Source organism: Levilactobacillus acidifarinae DSM 19394 = JCM 15949 (genome assembly GCF_001434835.1).
GTDB classification, from domain to species: domain Bacteria; phylum Bacillota; class Bacilli; order Lactobacillales; family Lactobacillaceae; genus Levilactobacillus; species Levilactobacillus acidifarinae.
Genome location: NZ_AZDV01000027.1, coordinates 12,931 through 29,845, shown reverse-complemented (window position 1 = coordinate 29,845; position 16,915 = coordinate 12,931). Strand labels below are relative to the sequence as shown.

The window sequence follows — 16,915 nt, the reverse complement described above, 5'->3', positions numbered from 1 at the left end:
GTAGCCTCCGCGAGTGCCTCTGCCGAAGAATCTGAGAGTGAAGCGTCCGCGAGTGCGTCAGCTGAAGAGTCCGAAAGCACAGCATCTGCGAGTGCGTCAGCCGAAGAATCTGAGAGCACGGCATCTGCAAGCACTTCTGCTGAAGAATCCGAAAGCGTAGCATCTGCGAGTGCCTCTGCTGAAGTATCCGAGAGTGAAGCGTCTGCAAGCACTTCCGCTGAAGAATCCGAAAGCACGGCATCTGCGAGTGCGTCAGCTGAAGAGTCTGAAAGCGTAGCCTCCGCGAGTGCCTCTGCCGAAGAATCTGAGAGTGAAGCGTCCGCGAGTGCCTCCGCTGAAGAATCCGAAAGCGTAGCATCTGCAAGCACTTCTGCTGAAGAATCCGAAAGCACGGCGTCCGCGAGTGCGTCAGCCGAAGAATCCGAAAGCGTAGCCTCCGCGAGTGCTTCTGCTGAAGTATCAGAGAGTGAAGCGTCTGCAAGTGCTTCTGCCGAAGTATCTGAAAGTGAAGCGTCCGCAAGCACTTCCGCCGAAGGATCTGAAAGCGTAGCGTCTGCGAGTGCGTCAGCTGAAGAGTCTGAGAGCACAGCCTCCGCGAGTGCTTCCGCTGAAGTATCCGAAAGTACGGCGTCCGCCAGTGCCTCAGCTGAAGAATCTGAGAGCACTGCCTCCGCAAGTGCTTCTACTGAAGAATCTGAAAGCACAGCCTCCGCGAGTGCATCAGTCGAAGAATCCGAAAGCGTAGCGTCTGCAAGTACGTCAGCCGAAGAGTCAGAAAGTGAAGCATCCGCAAGTGAAGCTTCGATGAGCGAAGCTTCGATGAGCGAAGCCTCCAACAGTAACAGTCTGTCGGGCCACAATGGTGACTCTGGTAATACGGGGAACTCCGGTAACGGGGATTCCGGTACTACTGGAACTACTGGTGGTAACACTGGTACTACAACGGACACGACGTCGAATGACTCCACAGGAACCTTGGTCAGTGGGAGCAGTGCCGATACCATCTCAACTGGAAAGTCGAAGATGATCGGTAAGAGTGTTACTGCTATCAAGAAGATTGGCTTGTACAAGTCCGCAACCTTCTCTAAGAAGAGCCGGATCGTTTGGTACAAGAAGATGCCGCGGGGTCGTCAACCACAGTTCGTGGTTATCGGCACGGCACATTCTAAGGGTGGTCGTTTACGGTACAAGGTTCGTGACGTTAACCGTAATTCCAAGACGTACGGCTTAGTCGGTTACATCACGGCTCGGAAAGCCTACGTTCAGGAAACGTACTACGAGTCTCAAGCTCGCGCCAAGACCAAGTACACGTTGAAGACCAAGATCAAGAGTGGTGACTTCGTTCTGAAGAAGGGCAAGTTAACGACTAAGACGATCACGGTTATCAATCCGAAGGGCATCAACGCTTACAAGACGACAAAGCAAACCGGTAAGGTGACGCATTATCGTCAAGGACAGCAGTTGACCGTCAAGCGGGTCGTGCACTACAACTTAACCACGCGCTTCCAGTTAACTAACGGGAAGTACATCACGGCCAACAAGCAATGGGTCAAGACCGGACTGGTCAAGATGCCAAAGCACGTGACGGTTAAGCAAGGGGCCAACTTGTACAAGGACGCTAACCTGCAGAAGAAGGCCGGTCACCATTACAAGGCCAAGACGACCTTGAAGGTTATCGGTTGGGACTTCTCTAACAACGGCACGTTACGTTACCGGGTTGCCGGCGGTTATATTACCGGGAATTCCGTCTACGTTCGGCGGTCGTAAGTTCTGAAGCCTACAACTTAAAAAGCGATGAACGCTACCCTTAATGGGGCGGTGCTCATCGCTTTTTTGGTGAAATGCTGTATAGATAACATCGGTAGACTCGCTACGATGGCCGAATAGCCGACTGCTGGCCGTTTTCCCGGCGGTTACGGGCAATCGTGGTAAGTTATCCGCAATTTAAAAGGGACCGTTAAAACCTCCAAAATTGAAGGTCTTAACGATCCCTTTTTAAACAGCTTAGTTTAGTCGAAAACACGGTAACGGTTCTTGGTCAGTAACGCGTGAATTTGATCGGTAATCCCCGAGGCCATCCCGACAAGAATCATGATGGACCCTAAGAACAGCGAGTAGTTTGCGGCGGGTGCGTAGAACAAGCCGACGATTAACGGACCAATCCCAATAATGAGGATGAAGACATTGGAAACCGCCGTCAGTAACGAAAAGTGGTGCATGATGTAGCGTTCGGTAGCATCCCCCGGTGCGACGCCCACGATGTAGTCGTCGCTTTCCTTGAGGGATTTGGTCTGCCGGGTAGGCTGGATGTTGATGTACCCGAAAGCGTAGTTCAAGGCTAGGAGGACCAAGCCGTAGACGAGAATTCCCTGTGGCGTCCGGTAGGAGAACCAACTGGCGATGAACCGTTGCAGGTCATCTGTGGGACCAATGGACTGATTAATAAAGTAGCCGGGAAAGGTAAAGATGGAACTGGAGAACATGAACGGCATCCCGACGGAGGTCAGTAACTTGATGGGCAGGTAGGAGTTGGAGTGTTCTCGGTCCAACATCGGCCGTTCGATGGGAATCCGGAGTTCGGAGGCGTTGACCAGCACACTTAGAATCAGAAAAATGAACCCAATGATAATGGCGATGAGAATGGCGGTGGCCGTCATTTTGAGCGGCACGGTGTGACTATCCCCAAAACCGTTGATCAGGTTGTTGGGGATGCCCCGGACAATCCCGGGCACAATCAGGGCCACGGAACTCCCAATCCCCATGGCGGCGTTTAAGTTCGCCAGCCAGGCCACAAACATGGCTCCGGCAATCAGCAACAACATGGTCCCCGCGAAGGTAATATCAATCTGGGTTCCGGGTAGATACATCGGATCCAGGGAGCTGCGCATAAAGTAAACCATTTGGAAGGACTGGATGATGGCCAAAAAGAGGGTCAACACGTACTTCCAAAAGCTAATTTGGCGGTTAGTCATGCGGCCAACCTGTTCGTCGGCGACGGATTGCACGGCCTGCCAGATAATCATGGCACTCATGAAGGGTCCCATCCCCACGGAGAAAAGGGCTTGGTTACTCAGATTACTCCCAGTGACGTTCGCAAATAACTTTAAGAAGGTGACGTTGCTGAGCGCGTCTTGGGCGGTACCGGAGTCCACGTTGGGTAAGGGCACCACTTGGCCGGCAACGAAGACCGCTAAAATAATGGCTGTCCAGCCGAGGCTGGTAAAAAACTCTCGATAACGATGCACACGAATCACCTTTCTGGCCCCCACGGCCCCGAGTAGATTGAACGGTTACTAAACAAAGTGCGGGGTTCCCGGAAAGTTCCGGAAACCAGGTCGAGAAATTCTAAAAAATAAACCATTCAGTGTCAGAATGGTTGGTGTGAGCTGGCCAGAGACATTAATAACCATACCCATGACCAATTTAATGTCCGATTAGTTAATTATAAGTCTTAAAACAGTGTAAACTTAAGGTGTTCGTGACCATTAAGTCCCGGTCTTATCAAAAACGCTAAAGGGCGTCAAAGTTACACAACTTGATGGTACTGGGTAAAAATCCCCTTTATTGGGCCGATAATCGGCGAAAAAGCCCTTCAAGATTGTTGCGCTTCATATGTAAAGACAGTTATAATTATAGCATTATGAGTAAGCAGAAGAAAGATTTGTTAAATCAGGATATCTCTTCTCGGATGCACCTTGAAAAGGGTTACGTCCAGGAGCCACCGGAGAATAAATCCTCGACTGGGAAAGGTCTGAACGTTACGATTTCAGTCACGATCGCCATTGTGGTGCTCGCCGGAATTTTGTTCCCGTTACTTAATATTTTCTAGTGGTGACCAGCGTTTAGGCTATCAACGAGTCTGAAAAGGGATTGCCCAGAGAGTTAACGTTGTCGATTTTAAACTGAATGGAGAACCTTCTCATGAAAAAATGGATTACAGATATCGTTCAGGGGCGAACATTTGATGCGACCCGGCAAGCGAAATTAGACATTGCCCGCATTGGGCAAGCGACCGGTTACCAGGTTGCTAATATTTTTCGGTACAACGACGTGGGCGAGTCAGATGAAGCCGTGACGTCACGAATCGACGGGATCACGGCGGCGGTTTCGCCCGGTGATTTCATCGTTTATCAGTATCCATCCCTGAATAGTGGGCGGTTTGAAATGTCGTTTGTCGATCAGATGCACCGGCGCCGGGTCAAGATGGTTTGTTTGATCCACGATTCGGAGACCCTCCGGAACCAGAAAATGCCAACGTGGATCGACGAAATCGGCTTCTTTAACAAATGCGACGTGTTGATCGTTCATAACCGGCGCATGGCTGAACAGTTGAAAAAAGACGGGGTGACCACCCCCATGGTTTGCCAATACTTATTAGATTATTTGGATGACAACCACGATGATGACCGCTATTACACGAAGCCGGAAGAGTTTAAGCGCGGCGTGGTGCTGGCGGGCAACATCTTGAAGTCCCGTTACTTAGCCGATTGGAGCCTTAAGACGCCGATTACCGTCTTTGGGGTGACCGACGACGAATTGGATAAAAAGTTAGCGGCCAATCCTCAGGTCGATTTTCGGGGCCAACTTTGGCGCTGGGATTTGATCCAAGAGATGCCGCGGACCTTTGGGCTGGCCTGGGATAGCGATACGCCGAGTTACCGGTACAACGACTATACCCATTACAATCACCCCCACAAGGTGTCCATGTACCTGTCGCACGGGTTGCCGGTAATCGTTTGGCGCCAGGCGGCGGTGGCCGACATCATCGTCCAGAACCATTTAGGGATTGCTATCGACAGCTTAGATGAGCTGGATGACGTGGTTCAAAACATCAGTGATGACGAATTAGCCGATATGATTGATCACGTGAATGAATTCGGTAAATTAATCCGGGACGGCTGGTTTACGCGGCAGGCGTTACAAGCTGCTGAACAGATGTTGGTATCGCCAGGCTTGACGATTCCGACTGATCTGCGGATTGACCAGGATCACCCGTTCTCGACTAAAGATTAAAGCTTAAGGGCGGAAAAGGGGTCTGGGACAAAAGTCCCAGACCCCTTTGTGTCTTCGCTGAAACGTGCGCCAAAGGGCTGCTGACGAGCATTAACCCCGTAAGCCAAACAATCCAGGTTCAGGATTGTTCGACTTACGACGTTAATGCTCGTCAGCAAAGCGCCCCTTGTCACACTCTGTTTAGTATTGTTTGCCAGTTTCGTAGACGATTTCCGGTTCGTTCCCGGTCCGCTGGTTCTTGTTTAACAGGTCGATCATCGATAGTTCGTCGTCGGTCAGTTCGAAGTCAAAGACCTGAGCGTTTTCCACGATGCGTTCGGCGTGTTGGGATTTGGGAATCGGCAAGATGCCGTGTTGGAGTTCCCAGCGTAAAATAACTTGAGCGACCGACTTTTGGTGGTGCTCGCCAATCTTTTTGATCATCGGGTCGCCCAAAACAGCCCGCCGACCCAGGGGACTCCAGGCCTCGGTCACGATGTGGTTGGCCGTATCGTAATCCAGTAGCGCCTGTTGGTTCAGGTAGGGGTGGTATTCGACCTGGTTGACCACCGGCATTTCTTTGGCCTGAGTGGCCAGCAGTTCCAGGTGAGCGACGGTGTAGTTGGATACTCCGATCGAACGAACCTTACCGTCGGCCTTAAGTTGTTCCATGGCACGCCAGGTATCAAAGAAGTGTTCGCGGACCGGCCAGTGGATGAGCAGTAAATCCAGATAATCGGTTTGCAGGCGTTTCAGTGAGCCCTCAACGGCCTTGAGCGTTTCGTCGTAGCCTTGAACAACTTCGGCCACCTTGCTGGTTAAGTAAAGGTCGGGCCGGGGGAGGGTTAAAGTTTGGAGGGTGTTGCCCAACAAGTCTTCGTTGCGGTAGAGCATCGCCGTGTCGAACAGACGGTAACCGGCGTCCCACGCGGTCTTAATCGTGGCGTCCATGGTGGCTTGGTCGCTCAGTAGGTAAGTCCCAAAGCCAAATTTAGGAATCTGGTGACCGTCGGCAAGCGGTCGGGTTTCGGTAATGCTGGATAGTGTCATACAAAAAAGCCTCCTGGTTGTCGGTGAGGTGCTCGGGATCGCCCTCACGTTAATACTTCAAGTTTAGGGGAAATCCCCCAAAATGACAACGCTTACTTTAAGCGACTCAGTGCTTCTTAAATTGGTCGTAGAGGTTGATGCTGGCCTCGAACAGCATGCCCGCCGTCATGAGCCACATGGCCAGCATGTTTTGGTTCGCCAACATGCAGCCTAACAAAATCAGATACAAGACAAATAAAATCAGGGATGTTGATTTATGTGCCATTAAAAGTTCCTCCTTCGTTAATCGTTTCCTCTTTCATTTAACCACTCTCGGTGTCATCTGTTAAACAGCTAGCGATTCGTTTAAGAAGCGGAAAAATTAAACAGATAACGGGTGAGTCGGTGAATATTCTTGTACAATATGGGTAAAAGCGGTACCAATCTAAGGAGGCCTGGGCCATGGCGCAAGTTGAACCTGAAGTACAACAACCTCCGTTAACTCGCGGGTTAACGGCCGCCGAGGTGACTAAGCGGATCGATCAGGGCTTAAAAAATGACCCGGTCCCGCCGCTCACCCGAAGCGTGAAGCAGATTTTTCGGGATAACCTACTCACTTTATTTAACGTCATTAATTTAGTTCTCGCCGGCCTGGTCCTGATGACGGGGAGCTATAAAAACCTGTTGTTCATCGGCGTGGTGGTGGTCAATACGGGGATCGGAATCTTCCAAGAAATCCGGTCCAAACGACAGATTGATCACCTGGCTCTATTGTCGGAAGGCTTGATTCAGGTGCGACGGAACGGTGAAACCACGGCGCGACACCAAGACGAAATCGTCCAAGACGATCTATTAGAAGTCGGGCGGGGCGATCAGTTGCCGGTCGACGGCCTAATCCGTGAGACCACGGGATTGGAGGTCGACGAATCCCAGATTACCGGGGAATCGACGCCGATTACGAAACGTACCGGCGATACGTTGATTTCCGGGAGCGTCCTGTTAGGCGGTAAAGCGGTGGTTCAAGCCACTAAGGTGGGGCAAAACAGCTTCGTCAAGCAGCTGGCCCACTCGGTTAAGCAGCAACACCGCACCGCCAGTCAATTGTTGAACACCATTAACCGAATCATTAAAATTTTAACCATCGTCATCATTCCGCTGGGTATTCTGTTGTTTATTGCCTCATTGGTCAAGGGCCAGGATACCAACCGGGCCATTCTAGGCACGGTGGCCGCCATGGGCGGGATGATTCCACAAGGGTTAGTTCTGTTGACGTCGGTCGCTTTAGCGGCCGGGGCCTTTACCCTGGGGCGTAAAAACGTGCTGGTGCGGGAATTACCGGCGATTGAAGCCTTAGCGCGTGTCGACGTTCTGTGTCTGGATAAGACGGGGACCATTACCAGTGGTAAGCTCAAACTTGATCGGTTAGACCTGGTGGGGACCACGGATGGGGCGCAGGCCCAAACAGTTCTTGCCCAGTTGGTGGCGGCTACCGGTGACGATAACGAGACCGCCCAGGCTATCCAAGCGGCACTAGGTAACCCAACGGTGACGGCGGGCGAGGTCTTGCCGTTTTCGTCGGGACGCAAGTGGAGTGGGGCCCAGTTGGGCGATTGGGCCTATGTGATGGGGGCGCCCGAATTCATTTACGAGACCGTCCCCGCGGCCATCAAAGCCCGCATTCACACGTTGGCCGCTCAGGGGTACCGGGTGCTATTACTCGCCCAGGTCGACCAATTGGCCACGCCGCGGCCGGTAAATCCCCAGGCACTAGCGTTAGTTTTGATTACCGACGAATTACGACCGCACGCCGCGGACACCTTCGACTTCTTCGTGACGCAGGACGTGGCCTTAAAGGTCATCTCGGGGGATAACCCCGTGACCGTTTCCAGTATTGCTCAGCGCGCCGGCATTCCCGGGGCGCAGGACTTGGTGGATATGAGTCAGGTCGGTGCAGAACCCGATTACGACCGGTTAGTGGCCACCTATAACGTCTTTGGCCGGGTTACCCCGCAACAAAAGGAGGGGCTCATCACGGCCTACCAGACGGCGGGCCACACGGTCGCCATGACCGGTGACGGGGTCAACGACCTGTTGGCTTTACGCCAAGCCGACTGTAGTATCGCCATGGCGTCGGGGAGTGAGGCCACCAAGAGTCTGGCCGACTTCGTCTTGATCAACTCGAACTTCGATGCCATGATCAACGTTTTAAATGAAGGGCGCCGGGTGATTAACAACATCGAACGGGTGGCCTCACTTTTCCTGATTAAGACCATGTACTCGGTGGTCCTGACGCTGATTTTCATCTTTATGAGTCGGAGTTACCCGTTCGAACCGATCCAATTAACGCCCATTTCGTCGTTAATGGTCGGGATTCCCACGTTCTTTCTGGCGTTGCAGCCGAACTATACCCGAATTGCCGATCGGTTCATGAAGCAGGTCATGGAGATTGCGGCGCCGGCCGCGGTCTGCGTGGTGGGGTACATCTTAGTCATCATGGCCATCGGTACCCAGTTTCACCTGAGTTTCGCGACGACCTCGACGTTAAGCGTATTGATGACCGGGCTGGTTAGTCTAAACGCGTTATTGATGGTTGCCCGCCCGCTGAATCGATTCAAAATTGCGCTGGTGTTCGTCATGGCGGCGTTATTTGCCGGGATCTTCCTGTTCTTCGGGAACCTTTTCTCACTGGTTAACCTACTCAATTGGCAGCTGGCGTTGCTCTACCTGCCGTTAATGATTAGCGTTCAGCCGGTGTTCTTAGTGGTCCAGGCGGTGTTAGGTAAACGCATTTTGAGTCGAATTCGCTGGCGTTAGTTGAAAAGCACAAAGTTAGTGATTAGCTAGTCACAAAGACTAGGTAACGTGTTATAATGACACCAAACAACCGAAGGGCAGGGAACGACGATGGCAGATTTCAATCAATATACTCGCTGGGAAACGCAGATGCACGGGATCAAGCTTCCCAGATGGGACGACTTACCTAAGTTTGATTTGTATATGGATCAGGTCACCGCACTAGTCAACGAGGTGCTGGGACCGTTGGGCGTGGATACCATCACGCCGGCGATGATCAACAACTACGTGAAGCATAAGGTCATTTTGGCACCGGTCAAGAAGAAGTATCAGACCATGCAGCTGACGGATATTTTGATGATTAGTCTGCTCAAGCCGATGTTCCAGACGGATACGGTCCGGACGGGCATCGACCAGATCACGGCTGGCGATTATCCTAAGCAGGCCTACGATAACTTCATTGGAAGCTTAGAGGACCGGTTACACCATTTGGGTGAAGACCAGGTTCAACCCGCCGCCAAGGATTTAAACGAAAAGCTCATGCAGGTCGCGGTCGACGCTGTGGTGGCGCGTCTGCAATCGGCTAAGTTACTGACCATGATTAAGCGTCCGTTACGTAAGGTTGAAAAAACGAAGTAATCAATTAGAGGTGTCCGGTTAGGTCGGACGCCTTTTTGCGTCCGTTGGGCGCCGTGGCTTTACTTTGAAAAATAGTGAGCGTATTCTTAGTTATACGGTTAACCAATTGGACGGAAGGGAGAAGTAGCAAATGACCATTAATGAGTTAGTGGATCTGTTGTATCAGCTGAAACTAGCTGATTTGAACGTTACCAGTTTGTTCAAAACGCAAACGGGGTTTAATCTTACACGGTACGTAATTTTGCTCTTCCTCAAGAAAAACGGAACGGTTACTCAGGGGTGCATTCAGCGGAAACTACAGATTGATAATGCAGCGGTGACGCGACATTTGAAAGACCTGGAAGAGCAGGGTCACGTGACTCGGAAACGTAATCCGGAAAATAATCGCGAAGTCATTGTGGCGCTGACGCCGGCCACGCAAGATGATTTACAGCACTGCGGAAAAACGCCGGAAGACAAGTTCCTGTTAGCGTTATTTGGGGGGCAATTTACGCCACAAGAAATTTCCCAGCTAGCTGATTTGCTCCAACGGTTAGGACGGTTAAATCTGTCGTAGGTCTCAAGCGAGGCCTATTTTTTTAGATTATTTTTTGTGAATATATTTACATAAAAACGCTTTCATGCTATATTTGACTCGTCAATAGTTGACGTGTCAATCGTACGATTTCAACTTAATTTGAATGAAGAGGCGAAGCAGACATGAAAGATTTTAAAGACAAGGTCATGTTTATTACGGGTGCAGCTCACGGATTTGGCGAAGTTCTCGCTAAAGAAGGTGCTCAACGGGGCATGAAAATTGCTATGGCCGATATTGATGAACCAGCGTTAACGAAGGTTTATCACGATATTCAGAAAGTGACGGCGGATGTCTTAATGGTTGTAACGGATGTCACAAAAGAGGCTGAAGTTGACGCGGCCATTGCGCAAACGATGACTAAATTTGGCCGGATCGACTTGTTAATTAATGATGCCGGGGTTGCGGTTCCCGGAATGGTCTGGGACCTTCCGAGTCGTGACTGGGAATGGATCATTCATACTAATTTGATGAGTCAGGTCTACACCATGCAAAAGGTTATTCCCATTATGCGTCAACAACAGACGCATGGTGCGATCATCAACGTGTCGTCGTATGCTGGACTGGTTTCAACACCGCTCATGCCGGCCTATTACGCCACGAAATTTGCCAGTGTCGGGATGACTGAAGGAATTGCCTACGATCTACAACAACATCAGATCGATATTGAAATGCATGTCTTTTGTCCAGCTTTCGTTCAAACTGATCTGTACCATTGCGAGCAACATCGTCCGGCTCAGTACACTGATACCACGGATCCTTATTATCAAAGCCAGGCCTACCTTGACGGACAGAAGTTTGCGAAGCACGATATCACGACGGGAATGCCGATTGATAACATTGCTAATATCGTCTTTACGGCATTGGAGAAGAACCAATTTTACATTCTCAGCCACCCGTCTTTGAATCCCATGATTACTAAACGAACGGAACGGTTGGTTGAGGGAAAGGGCCCGGACATCAACTTTGTCGGTCAGTTCATGCAATCATTAAGTCAAGCTAACCAAACGGATTAATAAAGGGAGATTTTAGTTATGGATACTGTTAACTCAATTAAAAACGATAGTTATACCGAAGTTATGTTAAAACGGCAATCGGTTCGTCAATTTCAACCCGACGTTAAGATTCCACGAGAGGAACTCATGGAACTATTGAAGGAGGCGACGACCTCGCCGTCAGCCTGCAACTTACAGTCCTGGCACTTTGTTGTGTGTGATGACGAAGCCGGTAAACAAAAGGCGCATTCTTTAGTCATGCCGTTCAACTTTCCGCAGACTGATACTTGTTCGGCAATTGTTTTCGTACTAGGAGATACCCAATCTCATGAAAAGTACAGAGACGTGTGGAACAAAATGTGTGCAGATGGACGAATTACGCCCGAAAAACGTGACGAAGTCTTCCAGACGTTCCTTCCGTTGTATGAACATGCCGACCGCGAGTTTTTGGTGAAGGATAGTACGATTGATGCCAGCATGGTTTCGATGCAATTTTTGTTAGCGGCTCGGGCACACGGGTATGAAGCTAACCCATTAGCCGGTTACAATGCAGCGAAAATTGCAACGACTTTTGGATTAGACGAAAAGCGGTATGTTCCAGTAATGGCGATTGCCATTGGAAAACCAGCCGAAAAGCCGATTGATTCTATTCGCTACGATGTGGCGGACTTAACCGATTTTGCTTAAGCCCAAACACGATTAATGAGTCTAAAAAAATGGTGAACTTACGTCGCTACGTGAGTTCACCATTTTTTTGTGGGCTAGAAATATTTGATAGGATAAACGTGGCCGGTGGGCCGAAATTAATGGTTATTGCGTCTGCGTTTCCAGGCTTAACTCGTTCATGAAGGCGAGCAAGAGGTTGGCATAACTCGGGTGGTCCGTGTTGTTCCGGATTTCGACCTGCATCTCGTGGAGGTTATCCGTGATGATGCCGTTGACGCCCAGAAACATCATCTGGTCCAGCTGGGTCACGTTGTCGATGTCCCAGGCGTAGACCTTCTGGTGGTGTTTATCCGCCTGATCGATAAAGCTATCGTTTAAGGTAGTGGCTTCCATGGTGTAGGCGTTCGCGGTCGTGTACGGGAAGGTCAGGTTATACGGCAAGATGTAGCTGACGAACTGCCGTGGATCTTCGCGCCGGAGGGCCGTCATGATCTTATAGCTTAGGGTGTGAACCTGTTCGTGATGGGCTAACAGGGTCGACCCGAATTGGCGGGTGAAACGCTGCGCCACGTCCGGGGTGGTCGCCGAATTAGTTTTGATTTCGACCAGTAATTTTTGATGGTGGGCGATCGCGGCTTTAAGGTAAGTGTTAAAACTAGGAATCTTCGCCTGGTAGCCGTTTTCGGTGACCGTGATTTTGGTCAGTTGCTTCAACGTCAGGCTCCCGACACGCCGGTTGATGCCCGCCAGAGCCTTTAAATTGGTATCGTGCATCACGACAAACTGGTGATCCTTAGTTTGCTGGATGTCCATTTCGACGTAGTCCGGTTTTTCCCGACTGGTCTTGACCAGCGCCGGAATCGTATTTTGCACGCCGTTGCCGTTGTCGACGCCCCGGTGAGCAATCGTCAGCGGTTTACTGATGGCCAACCCGTTGAGGTAGACCAGGTTAAAGGTGACCAGTAGGGCAGAAATGATGACTAATCCGGTAATAATCAGCACCCGGGTCCGGCGCTTGGTCCGGGCCGGCTCGTGAAAGCTGAGGAGCATCATCGGCGTCGGTTCGTGGTCGGCGTGACTGCTGAGGATAATCGACATGAATAGGATGGTGGCGTAGCAGACGATAAATTCGGTCAAAACTTCCATCAAGAAGAGGTTCGTCGTCGCTGCGGCCAGCGCAATTTTGGTGGTATCGAAGTAGAGTTGTCCGAGATAAATGGCGGCGTACGCGATAGCCACAAATAGGGTGACCATCGCTAAGGTGACCAGCATGCGACTGACGTAGCGCCAGAAGTTAAAGCGAGTGGTGCGCCAACTTTCACGAATGGCCGCCCGACTGTGATACTGATCTAGCATCATTAGGGGTAAGACCGCAATAAGACGAATCCCCAAATAAATGGCCGCCGCGTAAAACAGGATCAGAACCGTCGCCCAAATGGGGTTGGCCATTAAGTAAGTGGTAATGAAACTCGGAATCTTGGCCTTGTTTAATAGTGGGGTCGAGAACAGAATGCTTCCAAACGGCATGATAATTAGGAAATAGCCGATGAAGAACAGAAAAGTACTCGGTGAGGCGTCCGCTAAGCTGGTGACGGTGGTACGGAGTAGTTCGCGGGTGGTGCGGGGCCGTCCTAAGCGAATATTACGAATCCCTAGTAACAGAAACGCAAATTGCCAATAGACTAACACCATGATGGCTAACAGGATGGCGAGCAGCCCAATAATGGCGACGGGGTGTTTGAAGACGATACTCCCTAGGTTGGTGTAAGACACGTAGGGAATGTGTTGCCATCGTAATAGGGTGGCGGTGAGCCAACTAAAAACGGGGATGGCACAGTAACTGATGATGATATTGGTGAGGAAGACTAGCGAAACGTAGCTGCCCCAGTGTTGTCTGAAGTGGCGGGTACTTTGGCGCCAAAAGGCCCAAGCTTGCATGATGATAACTCCTCTTTCCCGTGACCGTAGACGATCAGTCGTCGCTAGTAAATGGTGATGGTTGCGACGATGCCGAGGTCTACAATTTCCTTTATCTTCCCAATTTACCACAAATTAAAGTGAGACTACGGCTTTTCTGCTCCCACTTTAGACGATGTGGAATGAAAAATCATGAAAAAAGTAATGGATGTGAGCGGGTTCACACACAACAATCGGCAAAAAAGTTGTTTTATTTTTAATTATCGTTGTATGCGCTTACAAATCAGATGGCTAAAGGTCCCGGAGCAAAGCGAGTTAAACCGGTTGCACGAAAAACTGTGATTTTTTGAGCATAAAGCAGTTGACGTTTGAAAGAATCATGGTAAACTAGGATTCGTGAAGAAGTTAACAAGGTGTTTTCAAGCATAATGGAGGCATAGAGATGTTAAAAGATGTAAAGGTAAAATTAACTAAGAATGACGCTAATACTGAAACCGTGGACCAAATGATCGATCGGTTAGTCACTAAAGCGCACAGCGCATTGTGTGCGATGGACGACTTCACGCAAGAAAAAGTGGACCACATTGTGCACCAAATGGCAATTGCCGGACTGGATCACCACATGGAATTGGCCAAGGCCGCGTATGCAGAAACCGGTCGGGGCAACGTCGAAGACAAGGCCGTGAAGAACATGTTTGCGACTGAAGAAATTTGGCACTCCATCAAAAACGATAAAACGGTCGGCATCATTAAAGACGACCACGAACGCCAACTGATCACCGTGGCCGAACCCCTGGGAATCATTGCCGGGGTGACGCCGGTCACTAACCCGACGTCGACGGCGCTGTTCAAATCTTTGATTGCCGTTAAGACCCGTAACCCCATCATCTTTGCCTTTCACCCGCAAGCCCAGAAATCTTCCGTGATGGCCGCGAAGATCGTCCGTGACGCCGCGGTGGCCGCCGGGGCACCCGAAGGGGTGATCCAATGGATCGATAAGCCAAGTCTGGAAGCCACGACCGCGTTGATGAACCACCCGAAGGTTGCCAGTGTGCTGGCCACCGGGGGTCCCGGCATGGTCAAGGCCGCTTACTCGACCGGGAAGCCCGCTTTAGGGGTGGGACCTGGTAACGGTCCAGCTTATATCGAAAAGACGGCCAACATCAAACGGGCCGTTTACGATATCGTCTTATCCAAGACGTTTGACAACGGGATGGTCTGCGCGTCCGAAAACAGTGCCATCATTGACACTGAGATTTACAACGACGTGAAGAAAGAGATGCAAGCTCGCGGCGTTTACTTCATTAAGAAGGCCGACCACAAAGCGTTAGCCGACGCCATGTTCCGACCAGAAGGCGGGGTCAAGGGCCCGATTGCCGGGATGTCCGCCATCAAGATCGCCGACCTAGCCGGGATCAAGGTGCCCGCTGACACTAAGGTCTTAGCCGCTGAAGTTACGGGCATTGGGCCTAAGGAACCGTTATCCGCCGAAAAGCTGTCACCGGTTCTGTCCGTTTATAAGGCCACGAGTCACGAAGACGCCTTTAAGAAGGCTGACGCGTTGCTGCACTTCGGTGGGTTGGGCCATACCGCGTCCATCCACACCCAAGACGACGACTTAGCCACGGACTACGGCATCAAGATGAAGGCCAGCCGGGTGCTGGTCAACACGCCATCCGCGGTTGGGGGGATTGGGAACCTGTACAACGAAATGATCCCGTCCTTAACCTTAGGGACCGGCTCATGGGGCAAGAACTCCGTGTCCCACAACGTCTCGTCCTTCGACCTTCTGAACATTAAAACAATTGCAAAGCGGCGAAATAACATGCAGTGGATTAAATTACCTCGGGTTTACTTTGAAAAGACGTCCGTGCGCTACCTCGACGACATGCCCGGCATCAAGCGGGTCTTCCTGGTGACCTCCCCATCGATGGTCCAACTGGGGTACGTCGATACGGTCTTAAACGAATTGAAGCGCCGGCCAGACGGAATCGAATACTCCCTGTTCTCCGACGTGGAACCCGACCCAACCACGGATACGGTCAACCGCGGGGTCGCGCAGATGCGGACCTTTAAGCCCGACACCATCATCGCGTTAGGCGGGGGTTCACCCATCGATGCCGCGAAGAACATGTGGTTATTCTACGAAGACCCATCCGCTAGTTTCTTCGGCGCCAAGCAGAAGTTCTTGGATATTCGGAAGCGGACCTACCGCTTTAAGAAACCAAGCAAGGCCCAATTTGTGGCCATTCCCACGACTTCCGGGACCGGTTCCGAAGTGACGCCGTTCTCCGTCATCACGGATTCTAAGACCCACGTCAAGTACCCACTGGCCGACTACGCGTTGACGCCCGACGTGGCCATCGTGGACTCTCAATTCATCGAAACGGTGCCGAAGAAGACGGTCGCTTACTCTGGATTGGACGTTTTGACCCACGCCATCGAATCCTACGTTTCCAATATGGCGTCGGATTACACCCGGCCGTGGTCCTTACAGGCCATCAAGTTGGTCATGAACAACCTGACCGATTCGTATAACGGTGACGTGCACGCGCGCGCCGAAATGCACAACGCCTCGACCTTAGCCGGGATGGCCTTTGCCAACGCCTTCCTGGGGATCACCCACTCGGTGGCCCACAAACTCGGTGGAGAATTTGGCCTGACCCACGGGTTAGCGATTGCGATTACCTTGCCACACGTGATCCGGTACAACTTCAAGGAACCAACCAAGTTGTCCATGTGGCCGAAGTACGAATACTTCCGGGCCGACGAAGACTACGCCGAAATTGCCCGCTTCCTGGGCCTGCCAGGCACGACCAAGGAAGAACTGAAGGAAGCACTGGTCAAGAAGATCATCGACCTGGCGCACTCGGTCAACGTCACGTTGAGCTTGAAGGCTAACGGGGTCGATAAGGCGCACTTCGACAAGGTGGTCGATCACTTGTCCGAACTGGCCTTCGAAGACCAATGCACCACGGCGAACCCGAAGGAACCGTTGATTGCCGATCTGAAACAAATCATGATCGACGAATACGACGGTCAAGGCGTCGAAAAATAATTCCTGTCTCCTAAATGACTTCAACATCAAACCGAAAGCAGCACGGATCACGACAAGTGGTTCGTGCTTTTTTCGTGGATCGTGAAAAAATTGAAAAAAGATTTTATAGTGATTTAATTCACATTTTATAAAATGGTCACCCACTCGAATTCCTATTTTAACAAGTGATTTTACTTAATTTGATTTATGCTGAAATTACGAGTTTTCATAATGGACAAGTGCTTCATGGATTTTTGTGCTGATTTTTTCTTG

At 50.9% G+C, this 16,915-nt stretch carries 13 protein-coding genes; 9 read left to right on the top strand and 4 right to left on the bottom strand.

Translation table 11 applies throughout. The annotated features are described in order from the left end of the window. Positions 1 to 1,767 (top strand): DUF5776 domain-containing protein (locus FD25_RS14135; RefSeq protein WP_235807929.1); only part of this gene is annotated, 1,767 nt, incomplete at its 5' end. Between the two features lie 242 nt (positions 1,768 to 2,009). Here FD25_RS14135 and secY2 read toward each other — a convergent pair. Continuing rightward, a complete protein-coding gene (gene secY2, locus FD25_RS11370) occupies positions 2,010 to 3,245 on the bottom strand; it encodes an accessory Sec system protein translocase subunit SecY2 (protein ID WP_162256274.1) in 1,236 nt (411 codons plus the stop codon). 395 nt (positions 3,246 to 3,640) lie between these two features. On the opposite strand from secY2, the gene FD25_RS14195 reads away from it, so the two are divergent. Both FD25_RS14195 and FD25_RS11360 read left to right on the top strand, forming a co-directional pair. After that, positions 3,641 to 3,829, top strand: a complete 189-nt coding sequence (locus tag FD25_RS14195; protein ID WP_146999960.1) for a hypothetical protein — start codon at positions 3,641 to 3,643, stop codon at positions 3,827 to 3,829. 92 nt (positions 3,830 to 3,921) lie between these two features. Continuing rightward, positions 3,922 to 5,013 (top strand): glycosyltransferase, encoded by a 1,092-nt coding sequence (locus tag FD25_RS11360; RefSeq protein ID WP_057804381.1) that lies wholly within the window; start codon positions 3,922 to 3,924, stop codon positions 5,011 to 5,013. A gap of 180 nt (positions 5,014 to 5,193) precedes the next feature. On the opposite strand, the gene FD25_RS11355 is transcribed toward FD25_RS11360, so the two are convergent. Both FD25_RS11355 and FD25_RS14220 read right to left on the bottom strand, forming a co-directional pair. Further along, positions 5,194 to 6,042 carry an aldo/keto reductase gene (locus FD25_RS11355; protein ID WP_057804379.1) on the bottom strand — a complete coding sequence of 283 codons (849 nt, stop codon included), beginning with the start codon at positions 6,040 to 6,042 and terminating at the stop codon, positions 5,194 to 5,196. A gap of 106 nt (positions 6,043 to 6,148) precedes the next feature. Beyond that, entirely contained in the window at positions 6,149 to 6,307 is a 159-nt protein-coding gene (locus tag FD25_RS14220; RefSeq protein ID WP_164480502.1) for a hypothetical protein, read from the bottom strand. A 176-nt stretch (positions 6,308 to 6,483) separates the two neighbouring features. On the opposite strand from FD25_RS14220, the gene FD25_RS11350 reads away from it, so the two are divergent. The 5 genes from FD25_RS11350 (at position 6,484) to FD25_RS11330 (ending at position 11,709) form a co-directional block, all read left to right on the top strand. Then, positions 6,484 to 8,835 (top strand): cation-translocating P-type ATPase, encoded by a 2,352-nt coding sequence (locus FD25_RS11350; RefSeq protein WP_057804377.1) that lies wholly within the window; start codon positions 6,484 to 6,486, stop codon positions 8,833 to 8,835. A 90-nt stretch (positions 8,836 to 8,925) separates the two neighbouring features. Beyond that, entirely contained in the window at positions 8,926 to 9,453 is a 528-nt protein-coding gene (locus FD25_RS11345; RefSeq protein ID WP_057804375.1) for a DUF1836 domain-containing protein, read from the top strand. Positions 9,454 to 9,583: 130 nt separating this feature from the next. Beyond that, positions 9,584 to 10,009, top strand: a complete 426-nt coding sequence (locus tag FD25_RS11340; protein WP_083484156.1) for a MarR family winged helix-turn-helix transcriptional regulator — start codon at positions 9,584 to 9,586, stop codon at positions 10,007 to 10,009. A 143-nt stretch (positions 10,010 to 10,152) separates the two neighbouring features. Next, positions 10,153 to 11,043, top strand: coding sequence for an SDR family NAD(P)-dependent oxidoreductase (locus FD25_RS11335; RefSeq protein ID WP_057804373.1), 891 nt, complete (start codon positions 10,153 to 10,155; stop codon positions 11,041 to 11,043). Between the two features lie 18 nt (positions 11,044 to 11,061). Further along, positions 11,062 to 11,709, top strand: a complete 648-nt coding sequence (locus tag FD25_RS11330; protein WP_057804371.1) for a nitroreductase family protein — start codon at positions 11,062 to 11,064, stop codon at positions 11,707 to 11,709. 123 nt (positions 11,710 to 11,832) lie between these two features. Here the strand turns inward: FD25_RS11330 and FD25_RS11325 are convergent, their stop codons facing one another. Continuing rightward, on the bottom strand, positions 11,833 to 13,626 hold the full coding sequence (locus FD25_RS11325) for a glycerophosphoryl diester phosphodiesterase membrane domain-containing protein (protein ID WP_057804369.1): 1,794 nt from the start codon (positions 13,624 to 13,626) through the stop codon (positions 11,833 to 11,835). A gap of 421 nt (positions 13,627 to 14,047) precedes the next feature. On the opposite strand from FD25_RS11325, the gene adhE reads away from it, so the two are divergent. Next, positions 14,048 to 16,663, top strand: coding sequence for a bifunctional acetaldehyde-CoA/alcohol dehydrogenase (gene adhE, locus FD25_RS11320; RefSeq protein ID WP_057804366.1), 2,616 nt, complete (start codon positions 14,048 to 14,050; stop codon positions 16,661 to 16,663). The last annotated feature ends 252 nt before the right edge of the window (positions 16,664 to 16,915 follow it).